This is a genomic window from Rhizobium sp. 862_C5_N1_2 (assembly GCF_051811205.1).
GTDB lineage: Bacteria > Pseudomonadota > Alphaproteobacteria > Rhizobiales > Rhizobiaceae > Rhizobium > Rhizobium leguminosarum.
In genome coordinates this window covers 200,916-214,448 of sequence record NZ_JBPWPT010000001.1, presented here as the reverse complement: position 1 = coordinate 214,448, position 13,533 = coordinate 200,916, and the positions used below count along the sequence as shown (strand labels likewise).

General features: G+C 62.3%; 12 protein-coding genes, 1 tRNA gene, 1 pseudogene and 1 riboswitch. Of the genes and pseudogenes, 5 read left to right on the top strand and 9 right to left on the bottom strand.

The genetic code is table 11. The features are described 5' to 3' along the window. Positions 1-43: 43 nt before the first annotated feature. The gene (locus ACD590_RS01095; protein ID WP_439001987.1) at positions 44-2,047 is read left to right on the top strand and encodes a methyl-accepting chemotaxis protein; all 2,004 of its coding nucleotides are present in this window, start codon (positions 44-46) and stop codon (positions 2,045-2,047) included. 57 nt (positions 2,048-2,104) lie between these two features. Here ACD590_RS01095 and ACD590_RS01090 read toward each other — a convergent pair. Further along, positions 2,105-2,486 (bottom strand): annotated as a pseudogene (locus ACD590_RS01090) (VOC family protein). Between the two features lie 415 nt (positions 2,487-2,901). On the opposite strand from ACD590_RS01090, the gene ACD590_RS01085 reads away from it, so the two are divergent. After that, a complete protein-coding gene (locus ACD590_RS01085) occupies positions 2,902-3,180 on the top strand; it encodes a hypothetical protein (RefSeq protein WP_028731565.1) in 279 nt (92 codons plus the stop codon). Positions 3,181-3,206: 26 nt separating this feature from the next. Here ACD590_RS01085 and ACD590_RS01080 read toward each other — a convergent pair. Further along, positions 3,207-3,280: transfer RNA gene (locus tag ACD590_RS01080), tRNA-Gly, on the bottom strand. Positions 3,281-3,339: 59 nt separating this feature from the next. Beyond that, positions 3,340-4,434, bottom strand: coding sequence for a 2'-deoxycytidine 5'-triphosphate deaminase (locus tag ACD590_RS01075; protein ID WP_018244652.1), 1,095 nt, complete (start codon positions 4,432-4,434; stop codon positions 3,340-3,342). Between the two features lie 73 nt (positions 4,435-4,507). Next, a riboswitch (SAM riboswitch) is annotated at positions 4,508-4,586 on the top strand. 42 nt (positions 4,587-4,628) lie between these two features. Here ACD590_RS01075 and ACD590_RS01070 point away from each other — a divergent pair. Together ACD590_RS01070 and apaG are read left to right on the top strand one after the other, a co-directional pair. Beyond that, complete coding sequence (locus tag ACD590_RS01070) at positions 4,629-5,813, top strand: O-succinylhomoserine sulfhydrylase (protein WP_439001985.1); 1,185 nt, start codon at positions 4,629-4,631, stop codon at positions 5,811-5,813. 242 nt (positions 5,814-6,055) lie between these two features. Then, positions 6,056-6,448, top strand: a complete 393-nt coding sequence (gene apaG, locus ACD590_RS01065; RefSeq protein ID WP_003556205.1) for a Co2+/Mg2+ efflux protein ApaG — start codon at positions 6,056-6,058, stop codon at positions 6,446-6,448. A gap of 209 nt (positions 6,449-6,657) precedes the next feature. Here apaG and ACD590_RS01060 read toward each other — a convergent pair whose 3' ends face one another. From ACD590_RS01060 to ACD590_RS01050, 3 genes are all read right to left on the bottom strand, one after another. Next, positions 6,658-7,650 carry an Hsp33 family molecular chaperone gene (locus ACD590_RS01060; protein WP_018244649.1) on the bottom strand — a complete coding sequence of 331 codons (993 nt, stop codon included), beginning with the start codon at positions 7,648-7,650 and terminating at the stop codon, positions 6,658-6,660. An 88-nt stretch (positions 7,651-7,738) separates the two neighbouring features. Then, positions 7,739-8,653 (bottom strand): ornithine carbamoyltransferase, encoded by a 915-nt coding sequence (gene argF, locus ACD590_RS01055; protein ID WP_018244648.1) that lies wholly within the window; start codon positions 8,651-8,653, stop codon positions 7,739-7,741. 42 nt (positions 8,654-8,695) lie between these two features. Continuing rightward, positions 8,696-9,895 carry an aspartate aminotransferase family protein gene (locus tag ACD590_RS01050; protein ID WP_047617086.1) on the bottom strand — a complete coding sequence of 400 codons (1,200 nt, stop codon included), beginning with the start codon at positions 9,893-9,895 and terminating at the stop codon, positions 8,696-8,698. A 420-nt stretch (positions 9,896-10,315) separates the two neighbouring features. On the opposite strand from ACD590_RS01050, the gene ACD590_RS01045 reads away from it, so the two are divergent. Next, positions 10,316-10,849, top strand: a complete 534-nt coding sequence (locus ACD590_RS01045; RefSeq protein WP_018447648.1) for a GcrA family cell cycle regulator — start codon at positions 10,316-10,318, stop codon at positions 10,847-10,849. A gap of 264 nt (positions 10,850-11,113) precedes the next feature. On the opposite strand, the gene phoB is transcribed toward ACD590_RS01045, so the two are convergent. The 3 genes from phoB to pstB all read right to left on the bottom strand — a co-directional run bounded on the left by phoB (position 11,114) and on the right by pstB (position 13,518). Then, on the bottom strand, positions 11,114-11,797 hold the full coding sequence (gene phoB, locus ACD590_RS01040) for a phosphate regulon transcriptional regulator PhoB (protein ID WP_003545181.1): 684 nt from the start codon (positions 11,795-11,797) through the stop codon (positions 11,114-11,116). A gap of 147 nt (positions 11,798-11,944) precedes the next feature. Beyond that, on the bottom strand, positions 11,945-12,658 hold the full coding sequence (gene phoU / locus ACD590_RS01035; RefSeq protein WP_003556199.1) for a phosphate signaling complex protein PhoU: 714 nt from the start codon (positions 12,656-12,658) through the stop codon (positions 11,945-11,947). A gap of 44 nt (positions 12,659-12,702) precedes the next feature. Next, positions 12,703-13,518 (bottom strand): phosphate ABC transporter ATP-binding protein PstB, encoded by an 816-nt coding sequence (gene pstB, locus ACD590_RS01030; protein WP_439001984.1) that lies wholly within the window; start codon positions 13,516-13,518, stop codon positions 12,703-12,705. Positions 13,519-13,533: the final 15 nt, after the last annotated feature.

The following is a 13,533-nucleotide window of genomic DNA, read 5'->3' as shown; positions in this document are numbered from 1 at the left end:
GCACCGGGCGCGCGACACGCCCCGTCAATCGGGTGACATTTCCATGCTGAAACATCTGAAAATCCGCACAAAAATCATATCGGTCGTGGCGCTGCTCGGGCTGATCACCATGGCCGGGCTGATCTATGTCATCTCCGAGTTCCGCCGTGCGGACGCCGCCTATAGCGCCTTCATCGATCATGAGGCGCAGGCCTCGATGCTGAGCGCGCGCGCCAGCGCATCGGCGGTGGCCTCGGTGTTGCAGGTCACCCTGCTTGCCGACATGAAGCCCGATACGCCGGCATTCCAGACGGCGCTCGCCACACCGAGCAAGCTGCCGCAGGCGCGTGACCGCATGAAGCAGGCTCTGGCGCTGGTGCCGAGCCGCAAACCGGCGATCGATGAAATCCAGGCCGGAATCGATGAGATCGAAACCCTGGCGAACAAGATCACCGAACAGAGCAAAGCCAAGGACAGCGCCGGCGCGCTTTCGAATGTTGCCCTGATCAATGCCAAGCTCAATGCGCTGACGCCGAAGATGATCGCCAACAATGATGCGATGATGGCGATGCTCAACGATGGCGGCGACGCGCTCTCGGCTTCCGTCAACGGGCGGATCGTCTTCTGTTTCGTGCTGATCGGCATCGCCGTTCTCGCCGCCGTCGGCTTCAGCGTTTTCGTCGCGCAGATAGGCATCGCCGGCCCGATGGCACAGCTGCGCCAGCGCATGACGCGGCTTGCCGAGGGTGACACAACAAGCGATGTCAGCGGCCTCGACCGCGGCGACGAAGTCGGCCAGATGGCAAAGGCCGTTTTGGTCTTCCGTGACAATGCGATCGAGCGAGCCCAAATCGAGGCGCGCGCCGAAGCCGACCGCAACGTCAGCGACAGCGAGCGCCGCGAACGCGAAGCGCAGAAAGTCCGCGAAGCATCCGAACTGGAACGCGCCGTCGCCGCACTCGGCGACGGCCTGCGCCGCCTTGCCGCCGGCGATCTCGCCTCGCATATCGACGAGCCCTTCGTCGCGCATCTCGATGCGCTGCGCGAGGATTTCAACAACTCGGTCGAGAAACTCAACGAAACCCTGCATACGGTCGGCGCCAATGCCCGGGCGATCGGCGCCGGCGCCAATGAAATCCGCTCTTCCGCAGACCAGCTTTCCCAGCGGACGGAACAGCAATCTGCCTCCGTCGAAGAAACGGCAGCGGCGCTGGAGCAGATCACGACGACGGTGCGCGACGCCGCCAAGCGGACCGAGGAAGCGAGCCAGCTCGTCGCCCGTACCCGCCTTGGCGCTGAAAAATCGGGCGAGATCGTCCGCAAGGCGGTCTCCGCCATGCAGCAGATCGAGAAGTCCTCGGGCGAAATCTCCAACATCATCGGCGTCATCGACGACATCGCCTTCCAGACCAACCTTTTGGCTCTGAACGCCGGCGTCGAAGCGGCGCGTGCCGGTGAAGCCGGCAAGGGTTTTGCGGTCGTCGCCCAGGAAGTGCGCGAGCTCGCCCAGCGCTCGGCCAAGGCGGCCAAGGAGATCAAGGCGCTGATCAGCACCTCCGGCACGCATGTGCAGACCGGCGTCTCGCTGGTCGGCGAAACCGGCAAGGCGCTCGACGCGATCGTCGCCGAGGTGCAGGAGATCAACCAGCACGTCCACGCGATCGCCGAGGCCTCCCGCGAACAGTCGATCGGTCTGCAGGAGATCAATACCGCCGTCAATTCCATGGACCAGGGCACGCAGCAGAATGCGGCGATGGTCGAGGAATCCACCGCCGCCAGCCACAACCTGGCAACGGAAGCGGCAGCGCTCAACAATCTGCTTGGCCAATTCAGGCTGACCGGCACCGGCGGCTTCACCGCCAGCGCGCCAATCGCGCCGGCCCACACCGCCGCACCGCGCGTTGCCGCCCGCCCGGCAGCCAGGGCAGCCCCGATCCGCGTCGCTAGGGAAGGCACCGCCCGCCCGGCCGCCTCGCCGGCCCGCGCGCTCGGCCAGAAGATCGCCAACGCCTTCGGCGCCGGCGGCAGCACGTCGCCGAGCCAGGATCCCGACTGGACGGAATTCTGAGCCGGTCAAAACAGGCATTGGCAAGGGCGGCTGCGGCCGCCCTTGCTATTTGGGGACCTAACCCTGTCGCCAGCCGATCTCGACCAGGATGTTTCCGGGCGCCGTGCAATAAAACAGCCAGCCGCCGCGCATGGCGACCGGCGGGCCAGACAGATCAGCACCAGCAGCCGCAAGCCTGGCATGGACCGCATCGACATCCGGCCTTTCCACGCAGAATGAAGCCGATGTGATAGGTCTGGCGCCCGATCTCCACCTGATCGGCGGTGCCGAACTTGGCGATGGCGTGGCTGAGGACAATTTCGAGGCCGGTATCGTCTTCCAGAATCGCGAGGCCGTTCTGGCCGCGCATATCTTTAATCCTCAGGCCGAAATGGCGGATCAAGAAATCCGCCGTGGCAGCAATATCGGGAACGTGGAAATCGAGATGGTTCAGGCGCATGACAGTCTCCGTTCGAAAAAATCCCGGGACTGCCTTTTTGCCGTCTCCGCACGCCGCCGGGATCCCGCATCTTCATGCGGATCACGTCGCGGGTTCTCGTGCCATGGCACGGAGCAGAGCTTCGCCGGAGCGCTTAACGCTCCAGCGGAAGGGACCGGGCTTACCTCAACCGATCCTGCCTTTTTCGACGATGCCGATCTAGCAGACGGCACCGGTTTCGGCAATGGATGCGTCGGTGCACCACTGGTGGAACGGGATTGTCACCCTAATATTAATAGGTGGCCGTCGACCACTCGATCACGGCGTCCCCGGCGACGCTTCCCGAAGGGTTGAAGAGCGGCATGGGCATTCGTGTCGTGAACTCTCTCCGGCAAAGCGTAGAGTGATTCTACTCACGGCATTGGGAGGGATGGACATGAAACCTGCAATCATCGGCCTCATCGGCACGCTCGTTCTCGCCGGATGCAGCACCGTCACCTATGGCGGCCCCGGCCTCGAACCCATACCGGGAAGCATCACCTATAGTGGCCAACCGCGCACCAAACTCACCAAATCACCGGTAGGTTCCGCCTTTCCGCATGATTTCATCGACCAGTACGGCCAGCAGGTGGAGGAAACCTACATCATCCAGCCCGACAGAAGCCTGATCATCGCGCATCGTCGGTACAAGCCGATCCGGTTTTTTGGGGATTAGGCGCATCAGGTATAGTTTGCGGGAGCTGGAGCGGGTGAAGGGAATCGAACCCTCGTATTCAGCTTGGGAAGCTGCTGCTCTACCATTGAGCTACACCCGCGTTGATGCGAGATTTCCAACAGATGGGGGCCGCTGTCAAGTCGCGGCCGCCGGGAAGGCTCAGATGCGGAAGTGCTTCGAGAGCTTGAGGCCCTGGGCCTGGTAGTTCGAGCCGAGACCCGAGCCATAGAGGCTTGCGGGCTTTTCCTGCATGTGCTCGTAGACGAGGCGGCCGACGATCTGGCCGTCTTCGAGGATGAAGGGCACCTCGTGGCTGCGCACTTCGAGCACGGCGCGGCTGCCGCGGCCGCCGGCCGGAGCATGGCCGAAGCCAGGATCGAAGAAGCCGGCATAATGGACGCGGAATTCGCCGACCAGCGGATCGAAGGGGGTCATCTCGGCTGCATAATCCGGCGGCACGTGCACGGCCTCGCGCGAGACGAGGATATAGAACTCGTCCGGATCGAGGATCAGTTCGTTGCGGCCACGGCTGTAGAGCGGCTCCCAGAAATCATAGATGTCGTGCTGGGCCTTCTTGTCGACATCGACGACGGCGGTGTGATGCTTGCCGCGATAGCCGATCAGGCCTTCCTTGTCTCCGGCGAGGTCGATCGACAGCGCGATGCCGCCGCCGGAAACGTTGGGCAGCTTACTGGCGACCAGCGTCTCGCTTTCATGCAGCTTCAACAGTTCCGGCTCGCCGAGCAGAGCCTGGCCGACGCGAAAACGGATCTGCGACAGGCGCGAGCCGCGGCGCACGACGATCGGGAAGGTGCGTGGGCTGATTTCGAGATAGAGCGGGCCGGCATAGCCTGATGGAATCTTGTCGAACTCCTGGGCGTAATCGGTGATGACGCGGGTGAAGATATCGAGGCGCCCGGTCGAGCTCTTCGGATTGGCCGAGGCCGACATGTCGGCCGGCAGCGCCAGGCTCTCCATCAGCGGCACGATATAGACGCAGCCGGTTTCGAGCACCGCCCCCTCGGAGAGATCGATCACATGCAGGCTCAGCCGGTCGAGCTTGTCGGACACCAGATGCGAGGGGCCGGGCATGAAGCTGGCGCGCACGCGAAACGCCTTGGCGCCCAAGCGCAGGTCGAGACTTGCCGGCTGGATCTGGTCACGGTCCAGCTCCCGTTCGGAGATCAGACGCTCCGTTTCGAACAGCGCGGAGATCGCGCGATCCGCCAGAATTCCCGTTTCACGAGCCATCATGCCTCATCCATCATTTGCCGCCGACAAAACCAAACTCGGGGAATTGACGCAAGCAGCTAACAGCAGTATTGCAGAATTATCCCGTGGTGATTTGGCCGGTCGGCTTGCAGCCACGTTAAACAAGTGGCTAAAAAGACCGGGTTGAAACCGGTCTGCTTTTGCGACCGGTTTTTTTGTTATGTGAAGGTGATGGCATGAGCAAGACCTGGCGCCCGGCAACCCAACTCGTCCACGGCGGCACGCTGCGTTCGCAATATGGCGAGACGTCCGAGGCAATCTATCTCACGCAAGGGTTCGTCTACGAGACGTCGGAGGCAGCCGAAGCCCGCTTCAAGGGCGAGACGGAGGGCTTCATTTACGCCCGCTACGGCAGCCCGACCAATGACATGTTCGAAAAGCGCATGTGCATGCTCGAAGGCGCCGAAGACGCCCGCGCCACCGCTTCCGGCATGGCCGCCGTCACCGCGGCGATCCTCTGCCAGCTGAAATCAGGCGATCATATCGTCGCCGCGCGCGCCCTCTTCGGTTCCTGCCGCTGGGTCGTCGAGACGCTGGCGCCGAAATACGGCATCGACTGCACGCTGATCGACGGCCGGGATCTTGCGAACTGGGAAAAGGCAATCACGGCGAAGACCAAGGTGTTCTTCCTGGAAAGCCCGACCAACCCGACGCTCGAAGTGATCGATATCGCAGGCGTCGCTAAGCTCGCCAACCAGATCGGCGCCAAGGTCGTCGTCGACAACGTCTTCGCCACGCCGCTCTTCCAGAAGCCCTTGGAACTCGGCGCCCATATCGTCGTCTATTCCGCCACCAAACATATTGACGGCCAGGGCCGCTGCCTCGGCGGCGTCGTGCTCTCCGACAAGGAATGGATCGACGAGAACCTGCACGACTATTTCCGCCATACCGGCCCGGCCATGTCGCCGTTCAACGCCTGGACGCTGTTGAAGGGCATCGAAACGCTGCCGCTGCGCGTGCGCCAGCAGACCGAGAATGCGGCGAAGATCGCCGATTTCCTGGCCGAGCAAGGCAAGGTCGCCAAGGTGATCTATCCCGGCCGCAAGGACCATCCGCAGGCCGATATCATCGCCAAGCAGATGACCGGCGGCTCGACGCTGGTCGCCTTCGAGCTGAAGGGCGGCAAGGATGCGGCCTTCGCGCTGCAGAACGCGCTTGAGATCGTCAAAATCTCCAACAATCTCGGCGACAGCAAGAGCCTGATCACCCATCCGGCGACGACGACGCACAAGAACCTGACGGAAGAGGCGCGCGCCGAACTCGGCATCTCGCCTGGTACGGTCCGCCTTTCGGCCGGCATCGAGGATACCGACGACCTGATCGAGGATTTCGCGCGGGCGCTTGCCAGGGTTTCGGCCTGATCTAGGGATAAACGCGGCCGGACCTCATTTGGGGTTCGGCCGTGCCGGACCTCACAAGGTGAGGCTGGGGGAACAAGATTGCCCGCCGCGGCGTTCCGAAACGGAATTAACACTGACAATTAGGCTTAACGATCGAAAACCCTTCGGATCACAGCCGTTTCAGCAATGATAATTGTTCCGTTTCTTGACGGACAGGGCCTCTTATAAGATACGGGTAACATATCTTGACTAAGGTGCAAGGCATGTATCGCGCCCTCACAAGAGACATCGAAGTTGTAGTCGAACCGTTCTATCTGGAGGAGCAATCCGATCCGGACGACGATCGTTATGTCTGGGGTTACCGGATTGTTATCAGCAACAATTCCGGCATCGCCGTTCGCCTGGTCAACCGTTACTGGAACATCACCGACCAGAACGGACAGGTGGACGAGGTCACCGGTCCCGGCGTCGTCGGCGAGCAGCCGCGCCTCAGCCCCGGCGACACCTACGAATATTCCTCCGGCTGCCCGCTCGACACGCCCTCAGGGCTGATGTTCGGCCATTACCAGATGGAAACGGACGAAGGCGAGATGTTCGATGTCGACATCCCCGCCTTCTCGCTGGATTCCCCGGGCTTGCTGCGCGTGCTCAACTGACGTGTGACGCCATAGGCCGTACACCTCTGCCCAAGAGATCCCCGACACTGGCCCCTCATCCGGCTGCCGCCACCTTCTCCCCGTAAACGGGGCGAAGGGACCATGCCGCGACCTCTCCGTTCCTCACCCAGCTCTTGCGGGGCACGTCCCCTCGCCCCGTTTACGGGGAGAGGGTGAGGGTGAGGGGCAGCCATTAATGCGCACGGAGCCTATTCAGCCGGCTGAAGCTCGGCCGGCTCGAAGCGGTAGGTGGTCGAGCAGAATTCGCAGGTGACGGCGATTTCGCCGTTTTCCTGGCTGGCTTCGATCTCTTCGGCCGAAAAGCCCTTCAGCACACCCTTGATCTTGTCGCGCGAGCAGCTGCAGCGATCAAAGACGGCGCGCGGTTCATAGACGCGCACGCCGCGCTCGTGGAACAGGCGAAACAGCAGCCGCTCGGTACCGACAAGCGGATCGGTGAGTTCATCGGCGTCGATGGTCTCGACCAGCGAACGGGCTTCGACCCAGGCATCGTCCTCGCCATGCGGGCGGTTGCCGGTGTCGCCGTCGCCGCCGTGGAGATCCGGCTGGCGCATGCGCTCCGGCGCTTCCGGCAGGAACTGGGCGACGAGGCCGCCTGCCCGCCAGCGATGGCGCGGCTTGCCCGCATCGTCACGATCGAAGAGTTCGGCCGCGGCAAGGCGGACGCGCGTCGGGATCTGCTCCGACTGGCGGAAATAGACGCCGGCAATTTCTTCCAGCGTGGTGCCGTCGAGCGCGACGATGCCCTGGTAAGGCTGGCTGAACTTTCCCTGGTCGATGGTGAAGGCGAGCACGCCCTTGCCAAGCAGTTGCTCCGGCTCGGTTTCACCAGACTCGATCGCCTTGTTGAGCAGCGCCTGATCGAAACGGGCATAGGCGCGGACGTTTTCCGGCGTCGAGAAATCGGCGACGAGGAGATCGACCGGGCCATCGCCCTTGGTCTGCACCGTGAACTTGCCGTCGAACTTCAGCGAGGTGCCGAGCAACACCGTCAGCACGACGACTTCGGCAAGCAGCCGGGCAACGGGTGCGGGATAATGATGGCGCTCGAGGATCGCATCGAGCATCGGGCCGAGCTGGACGGCGCGGCCGCGCACATCCAGCCCCTCCACCTGGAAGGGGACGACATGGTCATCGCCGGCGAAATCAAACTGGCCGAGGGCGGCTGCAGCTTCTGCCATGGCTTTCACTCCTAGTTTAGAGCGATGGGCCAGCGTGCCCTTCGCTCACGCGGTCGCGAGTTTGTGACTCGCGACGTCCGATTATGGTTCAGATCGCGCCCAGGCACCAAGCAAGAATCGACTTCTGCGCATGAAGACGGTTTTCCGCCTCATCGAAGACCACGGATTGCGGACCGTCGATCACTTCGTCCGTCACTTCCTCACCGCGATGGGCGGGCAGGCAATGCATGAACAATGCATCATTGCCGGCTTTCGCCATCAAGGCCGCGTTGACCTGATAAGGCTGGAAGACATTGTGACCCCGGGCCCGATGTTCCTGATTCATGGAGACCCAGGTATCGGTCACCACGCAATCGACGCCGGCGACCGCACGGTCGGCATCATGGCAGAGCATGATTTCGGCGCCCTCATTGCGGGCCCAGTTCAGATAGTGATCCTTGGGCTCGGAGCCAAGGGGTACGGCCATGTTCATGCGGTAGCCGAAACGCGCGGCACCCTCGACCAGCGAATGCAGCACATTGTTGCCGTCGCCGGTCCATGCGATGGTCTTGCCCTTGATCGGGCCGCGGTGCTCTTCGAAGGTCATGATGTCGGCCATGATCTGGCAAGGATGGGTGTCATCCGTCAGCGCATTGATCACAGGCACGGTCGCATGCTCGGCAAGCTCGACCAGCCGCGAATGTTCGGTGGTGCGGATCATGATCGCATCGACATAACGTGACAGCACCTTGGCGGTGTCGCCGATCGTCTCGGCGCGGCCGAGCTGCATCTCGGTGCCGGACAGGAACAGCGTTTCGCCGCCGAGCTGGCGCATGCCGACGTCGAAGGAGACGCGGGTGCGCGTCGACGGCTTCTCGAAGATCATCGCCAGCATCTTGCCGGCGAGCGGCTTGTCGCCCTTGCCGGCTTTGAAGGCCTGCTTGCGGGCGAGCGCATCGTTCATGATGGTTCTGAGATCGGCTGATGTGACCGCCGAAAGATCGAGGAAATGTTTAGGGCTCATATCGTCTTCTTACCTGTGCTGCGCCCGAAGGCGGCAATCTCTTCAAGCCGTCTTCTTGACCTTGGAGGCGCGAATGCTTTCGGCGGCGCGCTCGATGCGGGCAAGGCCCTCGCGGGCTTCCTCGGCGGTAACCACGAGGGGCGGAAGAAGGCGGATGACGTTGTCGCCGGCGGGTACACCGAGCAGATGGGCGGCGCGGATCGCCTGCAGCAGTTCGGCTGAGGGAACGGCAGCCTTGATGCCGAGCAACAGCCCCTCGCCTCTGATATCTTCGATCACATCGGGGTAGCGATCCTTCAGTGAGGCGAGGCCCTGGCGGAAGACCAGTGCGACGTCGCGCACATGCTGGAGGAAGCCATCGGCAAGGATGATGTCGAGCACGGCACTGCCGACGGCCATGGCGAGCGGATTGCCGCCATAGGTCGAGCCATGCGTGCCGGCCTTCATGCCGGAGGCGGCCTCTGAAGTGGCAAGGCAGGCGCCGAGCGGGAAACCGCCGCCGATGCCCTTGGCGACAGCCATGATGTCGGGGGTGACGCCCGCCCATTCATGGGCGAAGAGCTTGCCGGTGCGGCCGACGCCGGTCTGGACCTCGTCGAGGATCAACAGCAGGCCGTTGTCGTCGCAGAGCTGGCGGAGCGCCTTCATGAATTCGGTGGTGGCAGGACGGACGCCGCCCTCGCCCTGCACCGGCTCGATGAGAATCCCAGCCGTGGCATCGGTGATAGCGGCGCGGACCGCTTCGATGTCGCCGAAAGCCACCTGATCGAAACCCGGCGCCTTGGGGCCGAAGCCTTCGAGATATTTCTCCTGGCCGCCGGCGGCGATCGTCGCCAGCGTCCGTCCGTGGAAGGCGCCTTCGAAGGTGATGATATGGAAGCGCTCGGGATGGCCCTTGGAAAACTGGTAGCGGCGCGCCGTCTTGATCGCGCATTCGAGCGCCTCGGCACCCGAATTGGTGAAGAACACCTTGTCGGCGAAGGTGGCGTCCGTCAGCCGTTTTGCCAGACGCTCCTGGCCGGGGATCTCATAGATGTTCGAGAGGTGCCAGACCTTGTCGGCCTGCTCCTTCAGTGCACCCACAACATGCGGATTGCTGTGGCCGACTGAGGTAACGGCAACGCCGGCGCCGAAATCGAGATATCGCTCGCCGCTTTCGGTGATCAGCCACACGCCCTCGCCTCGCTCGAACCGCAGCGGGGCACGAGAATAGGTGTCATAAAGCGGCGCGGCTTCAGCCATGGCGCGATCTCCATCAAAGTTGCCGGGCAATGACTCCGGCTAAGGAAACCAGGCCCGAAAAATCAAAAATGCCGCCTTGCGGCGGCGAGTGGCACTATTTCCTTTTCGCGCTGCAATGTCAACAAAACTGCGCCCTTAGCGCATGCAGCAAGGGTGTACAGCGGCATTTTCAGTCTTCAACAGGCATTATTGCAGAAATGCCACGCAGAGGCAGCAAGTTGGGGAAAACTACGAATTCGATTCATCCGGATTCATGCGACTCTTGTCACGGAGTCAGCCTCACACTAGGTTAAAGATCAATTACTAGACTGCATGCGGCGGAACTAGTCACCAAAATTGATCAAGCGTTTCTTGTTTCGGAGCTCCCGGGACAACGGTGAGGGATTCTGCCATCACCAACGCAAAAGGTGGAGACAGGGCATGAACTGGACAGACGAGCGGGTCGAGAAACTCAAGAAACTTTGGGCCGAAGGACTGAGCGCCAGCCAGATCGCTGCGCAGCTTGGCGGAGTCAGCAGAAATGCGGTCATCGGCAAAGTGCACCGGCTGAGCCTGCCCGGCCGTGCCAAGGCCGGCGGCACCAACACCGCCGCACGAACGCCGAAGCGCAATACGTCGGCGCCGCGCGCGCCGAACTACGCCTCACGGGTCGCCACGCGCACCGTTACCCGCCAGCAGGGCGCGACCATGCTGAAGGAAGAGATCGAGATCGAAACGATCGAGGAAATGGAATACGTGCCGAGAGGCAACGTGGTCGTGCCGATTTCCCGACGCCTCGGCCTGACGGAACTGACCGAACGCACCTGCAAGTGGCCGGTCGGCGATCCGCTGAAGGACGACTTCCATTTCTGCGGCTGCGAATCCCCCGACAATTCGCCCTATTGCAGCTACCACCAGAAGCTTGCCTACCAGCCGGTCAACGAACGCCGCCGGGCGGCCGCGCGGGCCAGCTGAGCGGCGCCCGACCATCGTTAGAATGCAGAAACGGGCCGAGTGGCCCGTTTTTTTATGCAATGTTGGTTCGTGCCTATGGCTGCCCCTCATCCGGCTGCCGCCACCTTCTCCCCGCGCGCGGGGAGAAGGGGATATGCCGTGACCTCTCCGTTCCCCGCCAACCTTTCGCGGGGCACGTCCCCTCGCCCCGTTTACGGGGAGAGGGTTAGGGTGAGGGGCAGACGTCAGCACGAGCGACTTTGTCAGCAACTCAAATGGAAGCCCTCAGGCTTCCATCGAATAACCGGCGCCGCGGACGGTGCGGATGACGTCCTGCATGTTGGAAAAATTCAGCGCCTTGCGCAGGCGGCCGACATGGACGTCGACGGTGCGCTCGTCGACATAGATATCGTGGCCCCAGACGCCGTCCAGAAGCTGCGAGCGGGAGAAGACCCGGCCCGGTGACGACATCAGGAATTCCAGCAGGCGGAATTCGGTGGGGCCGAGGCGGACTTCGCGGGTCTTGCGATGGACGCGATGGGTCTCGCGGTCGAGCTCGATGTCACCGCATTTCAGCACCGTCGACAGCACCTCGGGACGGGCGCGACGCAGCATCGCCTTGACGCGGGCAACGAGCTCGGGGGTCGAGAAGGGCTTGACGACATAATCGTCGGCGCCCGTCGACAATCCGCGAACACGCTCGCTCTCTTCGCCGCGCGCCGTCAGCATGATGATCGGCAGGCGCTCGGTTTCCGGCCGCATGCGCAGGCGCCGGCAGAGCTCGATGCCGGAGACGCCGGGCAGCATCCAATCAAGGATGAGAAGATCGGGCGTGCGCTCCTGAAGCCGCATTTCGGCTTCGTCGCCACGAAGGATGGTATCGACCTCGAAGCCTTCCGCTTCGAGATTGTAGCGAAGAAGCACGCTGAGGGCTTCCTCGTCTTCAACAACTGCAACTCTCGGGATCATGCGTGTCGGTCTCCTCGCGCATGATCCTTAAATCGGGGGTGATTTAAGCAATGCATCCTGCGCAAATTCAGAAATTGGCTGCGACCTCATTGCGCGCCCGGACGGGCGCGCACGCAATTGACTGGTCCGGGCGACTGGCCCGGGCGGCTATTCCGTCACCGCGCCGACGGTGTTGGCGCTGTCGTCCTTCGGACGGTCGCCTTCCGGCTGAGCACCTGTCGTCATGTAGAAGATCGTCTCGGCGATGTTGGTGGCGTGGTCGCCGATACGCTCGATGTTCTTGGCGCAGAAGAGAAGATGCGTGCAGCTGGTGATGTTGCGCGGATCTTCCATCATGTAGGTCAGGAGCTCGCGGAACAGCGAGGTGTACATCGCGTCGATCTCGTTGTCGCGTTCGCGGATCGCATTCGCCTTGTCTGCGGAACGATTGGTGTAGACGTCGAGCACTTCCTTGAGCTGGACGAGCGCCAGCTCGGACAGATGCTCGAGGCCGCGGGCGAGCTTGCGGGGAACGCCGGTGCTTTGGACGGCGATGACGCGCTTGGCGGTGTTCTTGCCGAGGTCGCCGACACGTTCGAGATCGGCGGCGATGCGGATCGAACCCATGATTTCGCGCAGGTCCGAAGCCATTGGCTGACGGCGAGCGATGGTGACGATCGCCTTGTCGCCGATTTCGCGTTCGGCATGATCGAGGATCACATCGTCCGAAATGACCTTCTGCGCCAGCGCGGTATCGCCGTTGACGAGAGCGCGCACGGCTTCGCTGACCATCTGCTCGGCCAGGCCGCCCATTTCGGAAATCCGCCTGGACAGGAACTTCAAATCATCATCATAGGCAGAAAAAATATGTGTCGATGCCATGGGGCTTTATCCTCGAATAACGGGAAGGCTTGGTGTCGCCAAAATCAGCCGAAGCGACCCATGATGTAGTCCTGGGTGCGCGGATCGTCGGGATTGGTGAACATCTTGTCGGTGTCGTTCTCCTCGACGAGATTGCCGAGGTGGAACATGGCGGTGCGCTGCGAGACGCGCGCGGCCTGCTGCATGGAGTGGGTGACGATGACGATCGTGTAGTTCTCGCGCAGCTCGTGGATCAGCTCCTCGACCTTGGCGGTGGCGATCGGGTCGAGCGCCGAGCAGGGTTCGTCCATCAGGATGACTTCAGGGCTGACGGCAACGGCACGGGCAATGCAGAGGCGCTGCTGCTGGCCACCCGACAGGCCGGTGCCGGACTCGTGCACGCGGTCCTTGACTTCGTTCCAGAGACCGGCGCGCTGCAGGCTGGTCTCGACGATCTGGTCGAGATCGGCCTTCGACTTGGCAAGGCCATGGATGCGCGGGCCGTAGGAGACGTTTTCGTAGATCGTCTTCGGGAACGGGTTCGGCTTCTGGAAGACCATGCCGACGCGGGCGCGAAGTTCGACGACGTCGATATCGGGATCATAGATATCGTCGGCATCAAGCGTGATCTTGCCAGTGACGCGGCAGCCGTCGATCGTGTCGTTCATGCGGTTGAGGCTGCGCAGGAAGGTCGACTTGCCGCAGCCGGACGGGCCGATCAGGGCGGTTACGGTGTTTTCGCGGACGTTCAGATTCACATCGAAAAGCGCGCGCTTTTCGCCGTAGTAAACCGAGACATCCTTTCCGATCATCTTATACGGGACGTTGCTCATCTTCTGATCCAGCGCCTTTTCAACTGCAGCTTCCGTCAACATATTCATGATGTTTAACTCCGT

Excerpts from the sequence above, each read along its gene's own strand:
- phoB (WP_003545181.1), bottom strand. The coding sequence starts at position 11,797 with ATGATCCCGAGAGTTGCAGTTGTTGAAGACGAGGAAGCCCTCAGCGTG.
- ACD590_RS01060 (WP_018244649.1), bottom strand. The coding sequence starts at position 7,650 with ATGGCAGAAGCTGCAGCCGCCCTCGGCCAGTTTGATTTCGCCGGCGAT.
- ACD590_RS01075 (WP_018244652.1), bottom strand. The coding sequence starts at position 4,434 with ATGATGGCTCGTGAAACGGGAATTCTGGCGGATCGCGCGATCTCCGCG.
- pstB (WP_439001984.1), bottom strand. The coding sequence starts at position 13,518 with ATGAATATGTTGACGGAAGCTGCAGTTGAAAAGGCGCTGGATCAGAAG.
- ACD590_RS01085 (WP_028731565.1), top strand. The coding sequence starts at position 2,902 with ATGAAACCTGCAATCATCGGCCTCATCGGCACGCTCGTTCTCGCCGGA.
- ACD590_RS01070 (WP_439001985.1), top strand. The coding sequence starts at position 4,629 with ATGAGCAAGACCTGGCGCCCGGCAACCCAACTCGTCCACGGCGGCACG.
- apaG (WP_003556205.1), top strand. The coding sequence starts at position 6,056 with ATGTATCGCGCCCTCACAAGAGACATCGAAGTTGTAGTCGAACCGTTC.
- ACD590_RS01050 (WP_047617086.1), bottom strand. The coding sequence starts at position 9,895 with ATGGCTGAAGCCGCGCCGCTTTATGACACCTATTCTCGTGCCCCGCTG.
- ACD590_RS01095 (WP_439001987.1), top strand. The coding sequence starts at position 44 with ATGCTGAAACATCTGAAAATCCGCACAAAAATCATATCGGTCGTGGCG.
- phoU (WP_003556199.1), bottom strand. The coding sequence starts at position 12,658 with ATGGCATCGACACATATTTTTTCTGCCTATGATGATGATTTGAAGTTC.
- argF (WP_018244648.1), bottom strand. The coding sequence starts at position 8,653 with ATGAGCCCTAAACATTTCCTCGATCTTTCGGCGGTCACATCAGCCGAT.
- ACD590_RS01045 (WP_018447648.1), top strand. The coding sequence starts at position 10,316 with ATGAACTGGACAGACGAGCGGGTCGAGAAACTCAAGAAACTTTGGGCC.